Source organism: uncultured Granulicatella sp., assembly GCF_963516875.1.
Taxonomy (GTDB): domain Bacteria; phylum Bacillota; class Bacilli; order Lactobacillales; family Aerococcaceae; genus Granulicatella.
Map to the genome: position 1 here is coordinate 1 of NZ_CAUQCL010000003.1, position 18,786 is coordinate 18,786.

Genomic DNA, 18,786 nt, shown 5'->3' on the forward strand with positions numbered 1-18,786 from the left:
ACACTAAAATAGGGTTGGTGGATTTTCTCCATCAACCCTATAAATTATAGAACCAAAGTTGTGAAGAACGTTGATTTATCAACGTTCTTTTTTTCTCTAATTTGGATAAAATACAATGTTACGGAACAAATAAGGAACAAAAAATTAAAATAAGTACAGTTAAAAATAAAATTTTAATGAAAGTGAAAAAGAATTCATTAGTTTTTTATTATTGTATTATTGTGGTATAATACGATTAAAATAGATAGATAAATTGGAGGGATAAAGAATGAGTGAACCAGTTGAGGGATATATTCATTCTACAGAGAGTTTTGGTTCTGTTGATGGACCAGGAGTCCGTTTTGTAACGTTTATGCAAGGATGTCGTATGCGTTGTGAGTTTTGCCATAATCCAGACACTTGGAATATTGGAGGAGGAACAAAGATTACAAGTCAAGAATTATTAGAAGAAGCTTTACGTTATCGTGCCTTTTGGGGTAAAAAAGGTGGCGTAACAGTAAGTGGAGGAGAACCTTTACTACAAGTTGATTTTCTAATTGATTTCTTTAAACGTTGTAAAGCCATGGGAATTCACACTACATTAGATAGTTGTGGTATGCCATTTACATACGATGAACCATTCTTTAGTAAATTCGAAGAATTATTAGAATATACAGATTTAATTTTATTAGATATTAAACATATTGATGATGAACAACATAAGAAATTAACGGCTTGGACTAATAAAAATATTTTACAATTAGCAGAATATTTATCAGATAAAGGTCAACCAGTTTGGATTCGTCACGTACTAGTTCCTGAACGTTCAGATTATGATGAATATTTACAAAGATTAAGTGACTTTGTAGCAGGTTTAAAAAATGTATTGAAATTCGAAGTTTTACCATATCACCGTTTAGGAGTTTATAAATGGAAAAACCTAGGAATTCCATATAAATTAGAACATATTGAACCACCAACAAAAGAACGTGTTGCAAATGCGAACCGTATTTTAAGAACACAAGAATATAAAGGATATTTAGAAGTTTAGATTGGTTTTCTAAATATTGTGTGGTAAAATAGTCATTATAAAATTACAAAGTGAGGATATAAGATGAGTAAATTATTAGTTTTTGGACACCAAAATCCAGATACAGATGCGATTACATCAGCTATTTCGTATGCCTATTTATTAAAACAATTAGGAGAAGATGCAGAAGCAGTTGCATTAGGTGAACCTAATGAAGAAACTCAATATGCACTAAACTATTTTAATAGAACAGCACCACGTGTGATTACATCATTAAGTGAAGAAACAGATAAAGTAGCCTTAGTAGACCATAATGAAGTACAACAAAGTGCTAGTGATGTTGAAAAAGTTGAAGTACAATATGTCGTGGATCATCATCGTATTGCGAATTTCCAAACGGCAAATCCTCTATTCTATCGTTGTGAACCAGTAGGATGTACAAATACGATTTTATTTAAAATGTATAAAGAATATGGAATCGAAATTCCAAAAGAAATTGCAGGATTAATGGTTTCAGCTATTGTATCTGATACATTATTATTTAAATCACCAACATGCACACAACAAGATATTGAAGCTGCAACTGAATTAGCACGTATTGCTGAAATTGATGTAAATTCTTATGGATTAGAAATGCTAAAAGCAGGGACAAATCTATCAACAAAATCAGAAGCAGAATTAATTGACTTAGATGCAAAATCATTCCCAATGGGTTCATTGAATATGCGTATTGCTCAAGTGAATGTTGTTGATGAACAAGAATTACTAGCTAGACGTGATGCATTAGAATTTAGTATGAAAGAAGCAAATGCAACTCATGGTTACGATACATTTTTATTAGTAGTAACAAATATTTTAACAAGTGTTTCTACAGGATTAGTTGTTGGAGAAGCATTAGATACAGTTGCGAATGCATTTAATACAGAATATGAAAATGGCTTGTTAATTTTACCAGGTGTTGTATCTCGTAAAAAACAAGTAGTGCCACCTTTAACAGTAGCATTTGAGGGCTAATTTAATTTATGTTTAATCCGAACAATTGATGGACAGAATAGCCATGACCTGTTCGGATTATTTTATTGAAAAAAATTGGAAAAATGAAGGATGAGAAGCAGTGAAACATTTATTAGATTATTTGAAAAATTTATTGCCTTCTGGATCACAAAAAGAATGGGATATTGCTCAAGTAACATTATTTGTAGAAAATATCCATAGTATGAAGAGGTTTTATACACAAGTTTTGGGTTTAACCATTTTACAAGACTTTGAAACAGAGATTTTATTAGGAATGCCTCAGGGAAGTGTTCCGATGATTCGATTATTGGCTGTAGAAAATACTGGAACTCGTAATACCAACTTAACGTATTATTTAGGATTTGAAATTCCAAAAAAACAATTGTTGGGTGATTTAAGTAATCATTTGTTATTGGAAGAACAAATGATTATGGCAACTTGTGATGATGGATATAGTGAAGCTTTTTATATAATGGATCCAGAACAAAATCGTTTAAAATTTTATTGTGTGAAAAAAGATTTATTATTAGAAGATGTCAATCATGAAATGCAATATTTAGAAGGAAATCAAGTCACCATTCCAATTCAAGATTTCATTCAATTGGGTGATACTGGTGTTCATGGTCTTCCTGCTAAAACACGTTTAAATCAAGTTCACTATATTGTAGAAGATATTCAAAAGACTTCTGACTTCCTTCATGATATTTTTCAATTTAAAACAACTTACGATTATGTTGCTGAACGTCAAAATTTTCAAATTAATCAACAATATTATTCGATTGCAATTAATGAGTGGCAAAATGTTGATAAAAGTCATACCTTATATGGCGTAAGGGAAATTATGTTTTTTGTCCCAGAAATTAAAGTATTAGAAGCAATTGTGGAAGGATTAGAAGAAATGGAATGGCCATATTTATACCAAGATTCAGAATTAAAAATTTTAACACCCGATCATATTCGTTATCATTTAAAAGTAGGTGAACGCCTATGAGTTTATTGAATCCTGCAATGTATCGTAAATATCGTAAAAATCCTAAAATTCGTCACTTAGTAAGTATATTAGCAATTTTAGTATCCGGATTTTTACAAGCATTTACCTTAAAAGTTTTTATTCAACCTTCCAATTTATTATCGAGTGGATTTTTAGGGGTGTCTATCTTAATTCATCAAATAGGAGAATTAGTTGGAATGGATTTATCCATTTCATTAATGATGCTAGCATTAAATATTCCTGTTGCGATTATTTGTTATCGAGGCATTAGCCCTAGATTTACGTTTTACTCAATTGTACAAGTATTTTGTGGAAGTTTTTTTATACGAGTATTACATTTTGAACCAATTTTTGATGATGTTTTATTAAATGTTATTTTTGGTGGAGTGTTAAATGGAATTTATATTTCCATTGCTTTAAAAGGAAATGCTTCTACTGGAGGAATGGATTTTATTGCCTTATTCTTTTCTAATCGAAATGGTAAAACAATTTGGCAAGAAGTATTCTTTTTTAATACATTATTATTATTAATTTTCGGAGCTATTTTTGGTTGGAAATATGCAGGGTACTCAATTCTATTTCAATATATTTCAACGAAAGTCATTAGCAATTTCCATCAACGATACCATCGTGTAACTTTACAAATTACAACACGTTATGGTGAAGAAGTGATGCAAGCATATTTAAAAAATATTCGTCATGGTATTTCTTGTGTTGAAGCAATTGGTGGTTTTAGTCATGAGAGAATGTATTTACTACATACTGTATTATCATCTTATGAATTAATTGATGCAATTTCAGTATTAAAAGAAGCTGATCCTCGAGTGATTATTAATCAATTTGCAACAGAAAACTTCTATGGAAGATTCCATAGAGACCCTGAATAAGAGAAAGGAGAAGTCTCATATGAAAAAGTATTTAAATCAAGAAACTCTAATGTCACTATTGATGGTTACCATCGGATCTTTTATTTTTTCGTTTACGATTAATGCAGTTGTGATTCCAAATCAGTTTGGGAGTGGTGGTGTAACAGGGATTACGTTATTATTATATTATATTATGGGCATTAATCCCGGGACTTCAAATTTAGTGATTAATATTGTTTTACTATTAATTGGGTATCAATATTTAGAACGTAGAACAATGTTTTATACTGTATATGCTATTATTTTAATGTCTGTATTCTTGGATATCACAAGAGGTGTTTATCAATTTATTCCTCACAATGTTTTATTAGCAGCAATTGGTGGTGGAGTGGTTGCAGGGGCTGCATTAGGTCTTGTAATGTTAGGAAATGGAACAACAGCAGGAACGGATATTATTGCGATGATGTTGAAAAAATATTTAGGATGGAATGTCTCTGTTTCATTATTAATATTAGATATTTTTGTTGTGAGTCCTTTATCCATTATTTCTGATTTAGAAAAAGTAATTATTACATTAATTTATTTATTTACAGCAAGTCGAATGATAAACCTTGTATTAGAAGGATTTAACTCTAAGAAATCCTTTATGATTATCTCGAAGAAATATGAAGAAATTGGTGCACAAATACAAGAAAAAATTGGTCGTGGTACAACGATTTTAGACGGTCATGGCTTTTATTCTCGTGAAGAAAGAAAAGTATTGTTTGTAGCTGTTAACCGTCTACAAGTGATGACATTACAAAGAATCATTCATGAAGTAGATCCTGAAGCATTTACGATTATTACTGAAGTCACCCATGTTATTGGTGAAGGATTTACTTATCAACCGAAATCATAAATAGGATACACTTCCATTTTGGAGGTGTATTTTTTTATAAAAAAGTCTTGACTATGACCTAACGTCATACCGTATACTGTAATTGTTAGGAGGAATGATTATGTATTTCATTAAACAAGTAAGCGAAATTAGTGGTGTATCGGTGCGCACTTTACATCATTATGACAGTATTGGATTACTTTCACCAAAAAAAGATGAAAATGGTTATCGATATTATAGTGAAGAAGACTTATCTTATCTACAAACGATTCTCTATTATAAATATTTAGGATTTTCTCTAAAAGAAATTCAGACACTTTTGCAACAAAAGGAAGAGGACTTATTACCACACTTACAAAAACAATTAATGTTAATGCAAAATGAAAAGGAAAAACTTCTAACATTAATTGATACATTAGAAAAGACAATTCTGTCTACAGAAAGGAAAATTAAGATGTCATCAGAAGAAAAATTTAAAGGATTTAGTGTTTCAGATAATAAAAAATATAAAAATGAAGCCATAAAAAAATATGGTGAAGAAGTTATGAATGAAGCTGAAGAAAAGCAAAAGGGAAAAGAGGATATTGTAGCTGAAGGATTCAATCGAATTTTCTTTGCATATGCAGATAATATTCAAAAAGGAATTCCAGCAACAGATGAAGTAAATGTAGATTTGGCAAAAGAATTACATCAGCATATGTGTCAATATGCATTTGATTGTTCGATAGATGTATTTTCAAGTATTGGACTTGGCTATGCTCATAATGAAGAGTTTCGAACAAATTTAGATCACTATGGAAAAGGTGTTGGACAATATGCTTGTGATGCAATCCAACAATATGTTGCAAAAGTGAGAGGATAAAGAAAACTGGAGTCGTTATTGGCTCCAGTTTTTTAGGTTAAATAGATTGGGTAGGTAATGAGTTCAGCTTCTAGATCCACTGCTTCAAAAGAAGTAACTTCTCCATCTGTTTGCATAAGAATGGGTTGTTGAATTTTGATGCACGCTTTAGTAGCAGTTTCTTTCATTAAGTGATTTGGAAATCGTTCAAAATGTTGTTTATTCCATAAAATAAATGGAAAAGCTTTAAGAATAACTTTAGTAGTAACGTCTCTAGCTACGACTACTTCAAAATGATGAGAATTTTGTTTTGCAGTGGGCACAAATTGAATACCACCACCAAAATAAGAGTGATTAAATAGTCCTACTAATAAATTTTTATCAGCAATTTGAATAGGTTCGTCATCAATTTGAATCGAAGCTTGAAATTTTTGATGATGTTTAAAGGCCTCTATGATTGGTGTTAAATAAGATAATTTATTTAAACCAAATCGTTTTTTCTGTGATTTTGATTGGAAAGTATTTAACTGACAAATAGCAGCATCTATTCCAAAGCCTAATGAATTAATTGCAATTCCTTTTTTATGACTGAGTTTTTCATGATATAAAATGATTTCAAGCTGTTTAACCGTTTCATTTTGTAGATGTTTTATAAATGTTAGAATATCATGTGAAAATTTCATTTCTCTTGCAAAATCATTTCCTGTTCCTGCGGGTAAGTAAGCTACAGGAATTTCTTGATTGAATGCAATAAGAGAAGAGATTGCTTCATTTAACGTACCATCTCCACCAATAATAATCATTTTTTGTTCTGAAGATAAGTTTTGAATAATACGAGGAATTATTTCAAATATTTCTCCAGAATATTGTGTTAAATAAGTTGAAAATGTAATGTTGTTTTTTAGACAATAGTTGACTAAGTTGTCGAATTGTTTTTTTCCATTTCCACCACCGGAAAATGGATTTGCGATAATCATTAACTGCATAGTATTCTCCTTTTGTGTACAATATATTATAACAAATCGAGTTGATTTTATAAATGAAGAAGTGTTAAGATTAATTTGAAAATAGAACTGAGGTGATGAAGATGTCTAATAATTTATTTGACGCAGTTTTAAACCCAACATGGAAAACCTTATCAAATGAAATGAAGGAAGTAGTCATTCAAAATGTGTTAAGACATTTTGTAAATCCAATACTAGAAGTGACAAAAATTACTCCAGTTAGTTATCATTTTGGTGGTATAAAAATAGATACATTTGAAATAGTCATAGATGGTATAGAGTATGTATTTGTACCTGGACAGAAAAAATGTATTTTAGGATGGGATAGAGGATTATCTGGTTTATCTGGGCTTGATTGTAGTGAAGAGCGTCAAGAATTGAGATACGCTTTAAAACGGTATTGTAATCAACAATTAACCAGTTCACTTTTAACAGAGGAAGGATTTTTGAATCAAGATTTTTCTCATATTCGTTTAACAACAGAATACATTGATGAGAAAATTAATCGTTCAACTTCACCTCTACGAGAAGTGAATATTCCAGCTTTATTAGTAGAGAAGAAGCCTCAATATGTTGGAATGAAATATATCGGTCAATATAACGTAGTTTCAGGACAATTAATTTCTCTTGAAAATCATACAGATAATCTTCTTGAGAGGATTCATTCATTGTTGGTACCTGAAGGGCAAAAGCATAATTTTTTACAAGATTATCCCACAGTAGCTAGAAAAGCTCCTTTATTAATTCAACAAAATCATTTGAATCCTGATATTTTTGATTGTTATGTAGATGATGCGATTTCTTATTCTGATGTAAAAAGGGAAGTAGAGCGTCATGGTTTTGGATTATTAAATGAAGATGAATGGGAATATTGTTGTGGAGCAAGTTGTCGTCGTTTATTCAAATGGGGAAATCAGTTAAAACGTCAGTTATTCCAGCAAAATATTTCTCCTTTATGGAAAGAGAATATGTTTGGTTTAACGATTGCGAATGCTGAATTTGGTCCGGAATTAATCGATGATGTATCTGTTACAAAGGGTGGTTGGTTAGAGGAGACTCATAAAGCACCGATTATTAATTTATTGCCGTTGTCTTCGTATTATCGTGGTGAGGGTATTGAGGATAAGGAGAAAGAGTTAACTCCAGGATATTATTGCGTAAGAAGAGTAATGCGTGTTGATTCAAATGGATAGATTTTTTGAATAGAAATTTTATAGTAGCTAGGGCGCAAGCAAACCTACGGTTTCAGCTACTATGGAATTTCTATTCTTTTTTGTCAAAAAGTCAAAAAAAGTCAAAGAAAATGTTTGACCTTTATTGACTAAAGGTGTATACTATAAACATCAAAGAAATTTGATAAAGAAATGGAAGAAAAAGAATGGGGGAAGCAAGATGAATATTGAAAAAATGACAACGATGATGCAACAATCACTTGCTCAGGCACAAGAAATTGCGCAAAATAGAAAACATCAAGAAATTGATATCTCACATTTGTGGAAAGTATTTTTAACGCCCAATCATTTTGTGAGAAATCTATATGAAGATGTCCATGTTCCAATTTCAGAATTAGAAAAATTTGTGGATGAAAAAATTGATCAATTATCAATAGTAGAAGGAAGCCAAGTCCAATATGGTCAAAGTTTAAGTCCATCTTTCTATCAATTACTAACGAAAGCAGATGAAATTAGACAACAATTTCAAGATGAATATTTAGCAACTGAAGTGATTGTACTAGCTTTAATGGAAATTAATCATCCTATTAAAGAATTTTTAGTGAAACATCAAGTAACAAAACAAGTATTACAAGAAAGAATTGAAAAATTGAGAGGAGGAAGTCGTGTGACTAGTCAAAATCAAGAAAATCAATATGAAGCATTAAAACAATATGCACAAAATTTAAATGACGCAGTAAAATCTGGAAAACAAGATCCAGTTATTGGACGTGATGAAGAAATTCGTGATGTCATTCGTATTTTATCTAGAAAAACAAAAAACAATCCTGTATTAATTGGAGAACCGGGGGTAGGTAAAACAGCCATCGTAGAAGGTCTTGCACAAAGAATTGTGCGTAAAGATGTTCCTGAAAATTTAAAAGATAAAGTGATTTACTCATTAGATATGGGGGCTTTAATCGCTGGTGCAAAATTCCGTGGAGAATTTGAAGAACGTCTAAAAGCAGTGTTATCAGAAGTGACAAAATCAGAAGGGCAAATCATTTTATTTATTGATGAGATTCATACAATTGTTGGAGCTGGTAAAACAGAAGGGTCTATGGATGCCGGAAACTTACTAAAACCAATGTTAGCTCGTGGAGAATTACACTGTATTGGAGCAACAACATTAGATGAATATCGCGAAAATATGGAAAAAGATAAAGCCTTAGAAAGACGTTTCCAAAAAGTATTAGTTCATGAACCAACGGTAGAAGATACAATTTCTATTTTACGTGGATTAAAAGAACGTTTTGAAATTCACCATAGTGTTAATATTCATGACAATGCTTTAGTAGCGGCAGCAACTTTATCAAATCGTTATATTACAGATCGGTATTTACCAGATAAAGCGATTGATTTAGTCGATGAGGCATGTGCAACGATTCGTGTAGAAATGAATTCAATGCCAACACAATTAGATTCTGTTATTCGTCGTTTAATGCAGTTAGAAATCGAAGAACAAGCATTAAAAATGGAAAAAGATGAAGCAAGTAAAAAACGATTATCGATTCTTCAAGAAGAATTAGCAACATTACGTGAAGAAGCAAATAGCTTGAAAATGAAATGGGAAATCGAAAAAGAAGAAGTGAATAAAATTCGTGATAAACGTGAAGAAATTGATCGCTTAAAACATGAATTAGAAGAAGCTGAAGCTGAATATAATTTAGAAAAAGCTGCTGAACTTCGTCATGGTCGTATTCCTAAATTAGAAAAAGAAATTCAAGAATTAGAAGCTCAAGCAAAACTTCATGCTCAAGAAGATAATCGATTAGTGCAAGAAGCAGTAACAGATGAAGAAATCGCTCGTGTTGTTGGTAGATTAACTGGTATTCCAGTCACTAAATTAGTAGAAGGAGAAAGAGAAAAACTTCTTCAATTAGAAGATACGTTACATGAACGTGTGATTGGGCAAGATGAAGCTGTTCAAAAAGTGGCAGATGCAGTCTTACGTTCTCGTGCAGGATTACAAAATCCAAATAGACCAATTGGTAGCTTCTTATTCTTAGGACCAACTGGTGTTGGTAAAACAGAATTAGCGAAAACATTGGCAGAAAACTTATTTGATAGTCAAGACCATATGGTCAGAATTGATATGAGTGAATATATGGAGAAATTCTCTGTGAGTCGTTTAGTTGGAGCACCTCCAGGATATGTTGGTTATGAAGAAGGCGGCCAATTAACAGAAGCAGTTCGTCGTAATCCATATACGATTGTGTTATTAGATGAAATTGAAAAAGCACATCCAGATGTCTTCAATATTTTATTACAAGTATTAGATGATGGACGTTTAACAGATTCAAAAGGTAGAGTTGTTGACTTTAAAAATACGGTCTTTATTATGACAAGTAATATTGGTTCTCAATTCTTATTAGAAATTCAAGGAGAAACGATTGATGCTGAAACGAAACAGGCAGTCGACAACGTCTTGAAGGGTACATTTAAACCTGAATTTTTAAATCGTATTGATGAAACAATCTTCTTCACACCATTATCAAGAACTCATATTCATGGCATCATTGGTAAGATGTTGAAAGATTTGAATCTTCGTTTACAAGAGCAAGAGATTCAATTAGAGTTCACGGATGAGTTGAAAGATTGGATTTCTGAAAATGCTTATAATCCAGTTTATGGTGCTAGACCAATTGCTCGTTATATTCAACGTGAAATTGAAACACCACTTGCAAAAGAATTAATTCGTTCAAGTATTTTACCAGGAAATACCGTAAAATGTGATGTAGTAGCAGACCACGTTACGTTTCATGTAGTTGAAGAATGAAAATAAAAAAGAAAAACTTTTCTATGTAGTAAGGACGCCAGCAGACCTGCGGTCTCATGGCTAAACTTTGAGCCTAGGTCTCAAAGTTTCCTGTACTATAAGCCACAGTCGTGTGGCTTATAGTACTACTACATTGAAAAGTTTTCTTTTTTTATTTATTCACTTACCGTTTTGCGTTTACGGATGCCCCAGAATTGGAAGTAGTCGGTACGAATGGCACCATTGTATAGTTTACGTTTTTTAGTGGCTTGTTTTCCGTAATGTTCTTCAAAACTTAAATCACTCGTTAAAATATACTTACTCCAAGTTTCTAATGGTTCATATGTTTGTCCCATTTGACGGTAAATATTTTGAGCTTGTTCTTCAGATAATAAACGATCACCATATGGTGGATTAGCGACTAATACACCATTTTCTTTCTTCGTACGGAAATCTTTTAATTGCATTTGCTTAAATTCAATATGCTCGCTAACACCAGCTTTAATTGCATTTTGTTTTGCAATTTCAATCATAGAACCATCAATATCAGCTCCAAGAATGTCTAATGTTACATCTGTACGAATTTCTTTTCTTGCTTCTTGGCGAACTGTATCAAATGCTTTTGGATCAAAGAATGTCCATTTTTCAGCTGCAAATGAACGATTTAATCCAGGAGCAATATTTAATCCAATTAAAGCAGCTTCGATAGGAATAGTACCTGAACCGCAACATGGATCATAAAATGGTTTATCTGGGAACCAATTTGTTAGCATGACAAGAGCTGCTGCCATATTTTCTTTTAATGGTGCACCACCTTTTTCAGTACGGTAGCCACGTTTAAATAAACTTGTACCACTTGTATCAATGGTTAAAGTTACAACATCTTTTAAAATAGAAACTTCGATAGGATAAAGTGCTCCTGTTTCTGGTAAATGTGTTTTACGAGCGTAAGCTGCACTTAGACGATTAACAATTGCTTTTTTTACGATAGATTGGCAGTTTGGAACGCTATGTAAAGTTGATTTAACAGATTTTCCTGATACAGGGAATTCTGCATCTACTGGTAAAATTTGTTCCCAAGGAAGTGCTTTTGTTTGTTCAAATAAAGCATCAAAAGTTTTAGCGGTAAATTGACCAAAAATAATTTTAATACGATCTGCTGTACGTAAATAAATATTCGTTTTTGCAATATCATAATCGCCTCCAGTAAAATAAGCTTTTCCATTTTCTACTTGGCAATCATATCCAAGAGTTCTTAATTCTTTTCCAACAAGTGCTTCAATGCCAGCTGCAGCAGTGGCGACTAATTTATAAGTTGTCATAATGATTTCCTTTCTATGAAAGTTTTGTTTTTCAAAAAAAATACCGGGAGACCCCGGTAAATAACCTGAATGCAAACTTCTATAAGCCATGTTCTGTTCCATCAATTAGCAGGTTCTAATTGATTTCAGTAATCATCTGTCTACACAAATGTGCCTCTTATTTCGTTCATTTCCTAATAAAGAGTGCCCCTACCATATGTTTGGGTTGCTCGCTCGAGGGGTTTACCGCGTTCCACCATTTCCGTTTCCAGAAATGCTTCGTCACTGTGGCACTTTCAAGAATACTTTGGCATAGAAATCCTTAGCCATTTTTTCTGCCGTCAACAAGTTGTTGCCTTAGCTTATTGTTTCGCTAAGCACGAACACTACAGACATCTCAGTCTGTGCGAGCATGGACTTTCCTCAGTAGTGAAATCACTACCGCGATTACTCAAAGTTTACAAGTATTATTAATCTTTAATTGGGGTAATAACACGAGTTTTGTCTAAATCATCATCGTCTTCTTCTAATTTTTCATCAAAGACATGTTTTTCTAAATTCGCTAAACGTTTTAAAATATCAAAGTTTGTAACTCCAGCAGAAGGAATGCTAGCTGAGCGAGTTCCTTTTGTGACAGTTGCTTGTTTTGATAATTCGTCAACTTTATTTACTAAACGTTCATTTTCACTTTGTAAAAAGCTAATTTCTTTTTGGAATGTATCATAATCACGAATAATTAAATCTAAAAATGCATCTACTTCTTCAATGTCAAATCCTCTAAATGAGCGTTTAAATTGTTTATTTAAAATATCTTTTGTTGATAAATGTCTTGCCATGGTTTCATTACTCCTTAATATTAATCATTATATAGTTTACTCCAGTATACTTGCTACTCGATGCATAACTGTCTTTTGCAAGCAGTGAAAAACCTCTCGTTTTTCTATCTTCAATATCATACTAAAAATTCAGAAAAATTACAAATATGTTACATTAAATTTTTAGTCAAATTTTATTTTCTTTGTTATAATGTCTTGTGAACAAGGATATACGCAAAAGGAGAGTTAATAAATGGATTGGTTAGAAGTTACAGTAGTAACTCATACAGAAAGTGTAGAGGCAGTCAGTGAAATTTTTATGGAAATTGGAGCTAAAGGAGTTTCGATTGAAGATCCGCTCGATTATGATCAATTAAATCAAGAACAATTAGAATGGCTTTCAGTAGAAAAAAAAGCCTTATATGAAACAGATGAAGTATTTGTCAAAGCTTATTTCCAACCAAATCAATGGAATGATGAAATGACGGAAACAGTTACGAATAGAGTTCAAGAACTAAAATATTTCGGATTAACAATTGGTAAGGGAATTGTGACATTACAAACAGTAGGAGAAGCAGACTGGGCAGAAGCGTGGAAAAAATATTATTTCCCAGTGCGTGTGACTAGATATTTAACTGTTGTTCCTAGTTGGTTAGAGTATCAGAAACAACAAGAAGATGAACGCTTAATTCGTTTAGATCCAGGTTTGGCATTTGGAACAGGAACGCATCCAACGACTCAATTATCACTAGCAGCTTTAGAGCAATATGTTCGTGGTGGAGAGAGTGTATTAGATGTTGGAACAGGTTCAGGTGTTTTAAGTATTGCTGCTAAACTATTAGGGGCTAGTAATGTCTCAGCTTTTGATATTGATGAAATGGCAACAAGAGTTTCAAAAGAAAACATCTCATTAAACCCAGAAGTTGGTGAAATTGCTGTTTATGAAAATAATTTATTACAAGGTATTCAACAACCTTCAGATCTAATTGTGGCGAATATTTTAGCTGAGATATTATTAATGATGCCAGTTGATGCCTATCATAATTTAAATGAAAATGGTGTTTTAATTTTATCAGGAATTATTCAGTCAAAAGCAGAGGAAGTACGTTCTGCTTATGAAAATGCAGGATTTACTTTAAAACAACAACTCACAATGGGTGAATGGAATACATTTGTCATGACAAAAGTGAAAGACTAGGTGAATGAGATGCAACGTTATTTTATTGATCAAGTCATTCAATCTGTAGGAGAAAAGATCTCCGTTCCTAAAGAGCAAGAGCATCATATGGTAAAAGTGATGCGAATGAATATCGAAGAATGTTGTGAAATTGTAGATGAGAACGAACAATTATATATCGCAGAAATTACAAAATTATCACCATTAGAGTTAACAATAGTAGAACATACAGAACAAAATGTAGAATTACCGATTGATGTGACAATTTTTGTAGGGCTATCAAAAGGGGATAAATTAGAAACGATTGTCCAAAAAGCTACAGAATTAGGCGTTCATACGATTGTACCCGTAGAAATGAAACGGAATATGGTGAAATGGACTAAGGATAAATCTCAAAAGAAAATTGAAAGATTACAAAAAATTGCGCAAGAAGCAGCAGAACAATCACACAGATTACATGTGCCAAAAGTGCTAGAGTTAATGACTTTAAAGGAAAGTGTCAGTTTAGCTAAGCAATCGACAAAAGCATTAGTTGCCTTTGAAGAAGTTGCCAAAGAAGGAGAAGCGGCAGTATTTGTTCAAACGTTGACTTCGTTACAAAAAGGAGATTCGATTGCCTTTTATTTTGGTCCAGAAGGTGGATTTGACCTACAAGAAATTGAGTATTTAAATAGCCAGGAAATTCATTCTTGTGCCTTAGGTCCAAGAATTTTACGAGCTGAAACGGCACCCATGTATGCATTAGCTGCAGTGTCCTATTATTTCGAACTTTTAAAAGGTTTGAAATAGTTGACGGAAGGCAAAGAAAGAGATAGGATAAGTATTAACTAAAGTTAAGAAGACAGTAACAAAAATCATTTTTAAAATCGTTACTGTTATGAATTAAGGGGAAAAACGTATATGTCAAAAAATAAAAATTATACGGCTGAAGATGTCATTTCACTCTGTCGTGAATATATGAATGAAAAGAGTATTCAGTTCATCCAAAAAGCCATTGAATATGCGACCTTCGCTCATAAGGATCAAGTAAGAAAATCTGGCGAAGCATATATTGTCCACCCAATTCAAGTAGCTGGAATTTTGGCAGAATTGCACTTAGATCCAGATACGATTGCAACAGGCTTTTTACATGATGTTGTTGAAGATACAGGATTTACAATTGAAGATATTCAGTACGTATTTGGCAAGGATGTTGCATTTTTAGTAGATGGTGTTACAAAACTTGGGAAAATTAAATATAAATCTCATGAAGAACAACAAGCGGAAAATCACCGTAAAATGTTATTAGCGATGGCAAATGATTTAAGGGTTATTATGGTAAAACTAGCAGACCGTTTACATAACTTAAGAACCTTAAAATTTCATAAACCAGAAAAGCAACGCATGATTGCAAATGAAACATTAGAGATTTATGCGCCTTTAGCCCATCGACTAGGGATGAATAAAATTAAGTGGGAATTAGAAGATACATCATTAAGATATTTAAACCCACAACAATATTATCGTATTGTTCAACTAATGGATTCCAAACGTGATGAACGTGAAGCATATATTCATGAAACAGTCGTGAATATTGAAGAAGCTACACAGGAATTAGAAATTGAAGCGAAAATTTATGGAAGACCTAAACACATTTATTCAATTTATCGTAAAATGAAAGATAAAAAGAAAGAGTTTAATGAAATCTATGATTTATTAGCGATTCGTGTTTTAGTGAATAGTATTCGTGATTGTTACGCAGTTGTTGGGGCAATCCATACGAAATGGAAACCAATGCCTCGTCGTTTCAAAGATTATATTGCAATGCCAAAGGCGAATATGTATCAATCGATTCATACGACGGTTATTGGTCCTGGAGGTAAACCGGTAGAAATTCAAATTCGTACATTTGAAATGCATGCTGTTGCAGAATACGGGGTTGCCGCTCACTGGGCGTATAAAGAAGGAAATACGCAAAAAGTATCGAATGATCCACTTCAAAAACAATTAGATTGGTTTAAAGATTTAATTGAATTACAAGATGATTCAAAAGACGCGAATGACTTTATGAATAGTGTGAAGGAAGATATTTTTGGTGATAAAGTATATGTCTTTACTCCAAAAGGAGATGTTTCTGAGTTACCATTAGGTTCAGGGCCGTTAGATTTTGCCTACAATATTCATACGGAAGTTGGAAATAAAACAGTCGGCGCAAAAGTTAATAATAAAATTGTACCATTAAATTATCAGTTAAAAACAGGAGATATTGTAGAAGTATTAACTTCTGCTAATTCATTTGGTCCATCAAGAGACTGGATTAATTTAGTCTTTACGACTCGTGCAAAAAATAAAATTCGTCGATTCTTTAAATTACAAAATCGTGAAGAAAGTATTCTTCGTGGCCGTGATTTACTAGAAAAACAAATTGTTGATTTAGGATTTTCTCCAAAAGACTTTTTATCAAAAACTCAATTAAAAGAAATTTCTGGTCGATTTAATTTTGCCAATGAAGATGATTTATTTGCAGCAATTGGATTTGGAGAAGTTTCTGTTCAAACAGTTGCCAATCGATTAACAGATAAAGCTCGTCGAGAAATTGAAAAGCAAAAAATGCAAGAAGAAGCTTTTGAACAAACGACTGAAAAAATTCAACGGAAAGATACTCAAAAGATGAGTATTAAGCATGAAAATGGCGTTATTATTGAAGGGGTTAATAATTTATTAATTCGTTTAAGTCGTTGTTGTAATCCGGTGCCGGGTGATGAAATTGTTGGATATATTACAAAAGGACGTGGAATTTCTGTCCATCGTAAAGATTGTCCGAATGTTAAAGTTCAACAAGATCAACAAACTCGTCTTATTGATGTGGATTGGGAAGATACGGGTAATTCTAAGCAACAATATGATACAGAATTAGTTGTTGAAGGATACAATCGTAATGGTTTATTGAATGAGGTGTTAAATGTTATCAATAGTATTACGAAGTCTTTAAATTCTGTAAATGGTAAAGTGGATTCTAATAAGATGGCTACAATTACGGTCAATATTGGAATTCATAATACGGAACAATTAGAATTTATTGTGAAGAAAATTAATCAAATTCCTGATGTTTATAGTGTTCGTCGTGTGATTTCATAATCAGCTGCGAGAAAGAGGAAAGAATTATGAGAGTTGTTTTACAGCGTGTTTCTCATGCGAGTGTTACTGTGGAAGAGAAAGTCATTGGAAAGATTCAACGTGGTTTTCTTTTATTAGTGGGTGTAACGCATGATGATGCAAAAGAAGATATGGAATATCTTGTTCGTAAAATTGTTCAGATGAGAATTTTTGAAGATGAAGAGGGTAAGTTGAATCGTAGTATTCAGGATATTGACGGTGAGATTTTATCGGTTTCGCAGTTTACTTTATATGCGGATACGAAGAAAGGGAATCGTCCTTCGTTTTCAAAGGCAGCTCCTGGGGATGTTGCGATTGAGATGTTTGATCAGTTTAATGGTTTGTTAAGAGATACTGGGATTCCTGTTGAAACGGGGCAGTTTGGTGCGGATATGAAAGTAGAGTTACTAAATGACGGACCAGTGACAATCCTGTTGGATTCAAAAACCCGTTAATGGGGCGTAATAGAAAAAGAGAAAAAAAGACTTTTTAAAAATAGTAGCTTGGACGCCAGCAGCTTCGCGTTGCGAATCTCATGGCTAACAATCGAGCCTAAGGTCTCGATTGTTCCAGTAATAGAAGCCAATTTTGGCTTCTATTACGTTAGCTACTATGAAAAGTCTTTTTTTTCTCTTTTTCTATACTTTTTTAGTGTCACTCATGTAAGAGGCGTTGAAGACTTTTAAATGAATCATCAAAGATAAAGAACAGGAAAGACCCTTGTTACTACGGGAAGTCTTTCCTATTCTTTATTTTTATACTTTTATTGTCGTTGGTTTTCTAGGTCTGTACGGACTACTAAGACGTCGCAGCTGACGTTTCTGATGACGTATTCTGATACAGAACCGATAAATAAACGTTCGACTGCGTTGAGTCCTGTTGCGCCCATCATAATTAAATCAATTTGATAATCCTTTGGAATGTTTTTAGAAATATAAACTTTTGGTGAACCATATTCTAAAACAAAATCGATATCATTAAAATCATGTTCTTGAGCATATTGACGATATTCTTGGAATAAATTTTCTGTTTGTCTTTGAATTTCTTCATTAAAGTTTCCTTCGAAACCAGTAGGAGTTTGAAGGACTCGTGTATCAATAATATGAGCAATTAAAACTTGAGCACGATTTCTTTTAGCTACCTCAATTGCTTTTTCAAAAGCTAATCTAGCTTCATTAGACCCATCTACCGGAACTAAAATTTTTGAATATTCATGGAACATAACAATCACTCCTTAATCTTTATACCTTTATTATACCACTATGAAAAAGTTTTAAAAGGGATTTCATAAAGATAAAATCCGTTTATAAAAGAAAAAACCACTCGAAAGAGTGGTCCAAAGTAAAAACTTTATTGATAGATTTCCGGTGATGCCGTTTGATGTATTTGATAGTTTTGAACCCGCATTCTAAGCAGGTGGGCTTCTATGAGTTACTTCTTAACTTCCAAGTGCAATGGCTTGTTATCCATAACAACAATCTGAATCCCTAAATAGTCATTAATTGTTCGGTCAACACATAGTAAATACCGCGCACATCTCAGATTTCTATGTCACTATAGTAGCACTCATCTGATAAAAAATCAATACTAAAATTGATAGCGTTTACTTATGACAAGGGTGCAAATATTTTTTTAAGCAGATAAGTTGAAAATGATTTCAAATATGATATGATAAAAGAAAATTTAATATTACAAAACATTTGGGGTGCCTATTGGCTGAGATTATACCCATTGAACCTGATCTGGATAGTACCAGCGAAGGGAAATGTGGAATGTTACAATAGTAA

The 18,786-nt window shown here is 32.6% G+C and carries 16 protein-coding genes, 2 other RNA genes and 1 riboswitch; of the genes, 12 read left to right on the top strand and 6 right to left on the bottom strand.

Features of this window, described 5'->3' with window-relative positions:
* The first annotated feature begins 268 nt into the window (after positions 1-268).
* From pflA to RWM24_RS01720, 6 genes are all read left to right on the top strand, one after another.
* The gene (gene pflA, locus RWM24_RS01695; protein ID WP_314110944.1) at positions 269-1,030 is read left to right on the top strand and encodes a pyruvate formate-lyase-activating protein; all 762 of its coding nucleotides are present in this window, start codon (positions 269-271) and stop codon (positions 1,028-1,030) included.
* Between the two features lie 63 nt (positions 1,031-1,093).
* Positions 1,094-2,023 carry a manganese-dependent inorganic pyrophosphatase gene (locus RWM24_RS01700; protein ID WP_314110946.1) on the top strand — a complete coding sequence of 310 codons (930 nt, stop codon included), beginning with the start codon at positions 1,094-1,096 and terminating at the stop codon, positions 2,021-2,023.
* A 100-nt stretch (positions 2,024-2,123) separates the two neighbouring features.
* Positions 2,124-3,014: a VOC family protein gene (locus RWM24_RS01705; protein WP_314110948.1), complete on the top strand. Its 891-nt coding sequence runs from the start codon at positions 2,124-2,126 to the stop codon at positions 3,012-3,014.
* A complete protein-coding gene (locus tag RWM24_RS01710; RefSeq protein WP_314110950.1) occupies positions 3,011-3,901 on the top strand; it encodes a YitT family protein in 891 nt (296 codons plus the stop codon). The genes RWM24_RS01705 and RWM24_RS01710 overlap by 4 nt, the downstream gene beginning before the upstream one ends.
* Before the next feature lie 19 nt (positions 3,902-3,920).
* Positions 3,921-4,778 (top strand): YitT family protein, encoded by an 858-nt coding sequence (locus RWM24_RS01715; protein ID WP_314110952.1) that lies wholly within the window; start codon positions 3,921-3,923, stop codon positions 4,776-4,778.
* Between the two features lie 100 nt (positions 4,779-4,878).
* Positions 4,879-5,619, top strand: coding sequence for a MerR family transcriptional regulator (locus tag RWM24_RS01720; RefSeq protein ID WP_314110954.1), 741 nt, complete (start codon positions 4,879-4,881; stop codon positions 5,617-5,619).
* Between the two features lie 32 nt (positions 5,620-5,651).
* On the opposite strand, the gene RWM24_RS01725 is transcribed toward RWM24_RS01720, so the two are convergent.
* Positions 5,652-6,584, bottom strand: coding sequence for a diacylglycerol kinase family protein (locus RWM24_RS01725; protein ID WP_314110956.1), 933 nt, complete (start codon positions 6,582-6,584; stop codon positions 5,652-5,654).
* Between the two features lie 101 nt (positions 6,585-6,685).
* Between RWM24_RS01725 and RWM24_RS01730 the strand changes: the two genes are divergently transcribed.
* Together RWM24_RS01730 and clpB are read left to right on the top strand one after the other, a co-directional pair.
* Complete coding sequence (locus RWM24_RS01730; protein ID WP_314110958.1) at positions 6,686-7,795, top strand: hypothetical protein; 1,110 nt, start codon at positions 6,686-6,688, stop codon at positions 7,793-7,795.
* A gap of 199 nt (positions 7,796-7,994) precedes the next feature.
* Positions 7,995-10,592, top strand: coding sequence for an ATP-dependent chaperone ClpB (gene clpB, locus RWM24_RS01735; protein WP_314110959.1), 2,598 nt, complete (start codon positions 7,995-7,997; stop codon positions 10,590-10,592).
* 155 nt (positions 10,593-10,747) lie between these two features.
* Here the strand turns inward: clpB and RWM24_RS01740 are convergent, their stop codons facing one another.
* The 3 genes from RWM24_RS01740 to gpsB form a co-directional block, all read right to left on the bottom strand.
* A complete protein-coding gene (locus RWM24_RS01740) occupies positions 10,748-11,893 on the bottom strand; it encodes a class I SAM-dependent RNA methyltransferase (RefSeq protein ID WP_314110961.1) in 1,146 nt (381 codons plus the stop codon).
* Between the two features lie 77 nt (positions 11,894-11,970).
* Positions 11,971-12,331, bottom strand: an RNA gene (gene rnpB / locus RWM24_RS01745) — RNase P RNA component class B.
* Positions 12,332-12,342: 11 nt separating this feature from the next.
* The gene (gene gpsB, locus RWM24_RS01750) at positions 12,343-12,708 is read right to left on the bottom strand and encodes a cell division regulator GpsB (RefSeq protein WP_314110963.1); all 366 of its coding nucleotides are present in this window, start codon (positions 12,706-12,708) and stop codon (positions 12,343-12,345) included.
* A gap of 232 nt (positions 12,709-12,940) precedes the next feature.
* On the opposite strand from gpsB, the gene prmA reads away from it, so the two are divergent.
* From prmA to dtd, 4 genes are all read left to right on the top strand, one after another.
* Positions 12,941-13,885 carry a 50S ribosomal protein L11 methyltransferase gene (gene prmA / locus RWM24_RS01755; RefSeq protein WP_314110965.1) on the top strand — a complete coding sequence of 315 codons (945 nt, stop codon included), beginning with the start codon at positions 12,941-12,943 and terminating at the stop codon, positions 13,883-13,885.
* Positions 13,886-13,894: 9 nt separating this feature from the next.
* On the top strand, positions 13,895-14,653 hold the full coding sequence (locus tag RWM24_RS01760; protein ID WP_314110967.1) for a 16S rRNA (uracil(1498)-N(3))-methyltransferase: 759 nt from the start codon (positions 13,895-13,897) through the stop codon (positions 14,651-14,653).
* A 111-nt stretch (positions 14,654-14,764) separates the two neighbouring features.
* Positions 14,765-16,981, top strand: a complete 2,217-nt coding sequence (locus tag RWM24_RS01765; RefSeq protein WP_314110969.1) for a bifunctional (p)ppGpp synthetase/guanosine-3',5'-bis(diphosphate) 3'-pyrophosphohydrolase — start codon at positions 14,765-14,767, stop codon at positions 16,979-16,981.
* 26 nt (positions 16,982-17,007) lie between these two features.
* Entirely contained in the window at positions 17,008-17,454 is a 447-nt protein-coding gene (gene dtd / locus RWM24_RS01770; protein WP_314110971.1) for a D-aminoacyl-tRNA deacylase, read from the top strand.
* Positions 17,455-17,762: 308 nt separating this feature from the next.
* Here dtd and RWM24_RS01775 read toward each other — a convergent pair whose 3' ends face one another.
* Complete coding sequence (locus tag RWM24_RS01775) at positions 17,763-18,221, bottom strand: universal stress protein (RefSeq protein WP_314110973.1); 459 nt, start codon at positions 18,219-18,221, stop codon at positions 17,763-17,765.
* Between the two features lie 135 nt (positions 18,222-18,356).
* A non-coding RNA gene (gene ssrS / locus RWM24_RS01780) (6S RNA) lies at positions 18,357-18,547 on the bottom strand.
* A gap of 143 nt (positions 18,548-18,690) precedes the next feature.
* Positions 18,691-18,780: riboswitch (TPP riboswitch) on the top strand.
* Positions 18,781-18,786 lie beyond the last annotated feature (6 nt).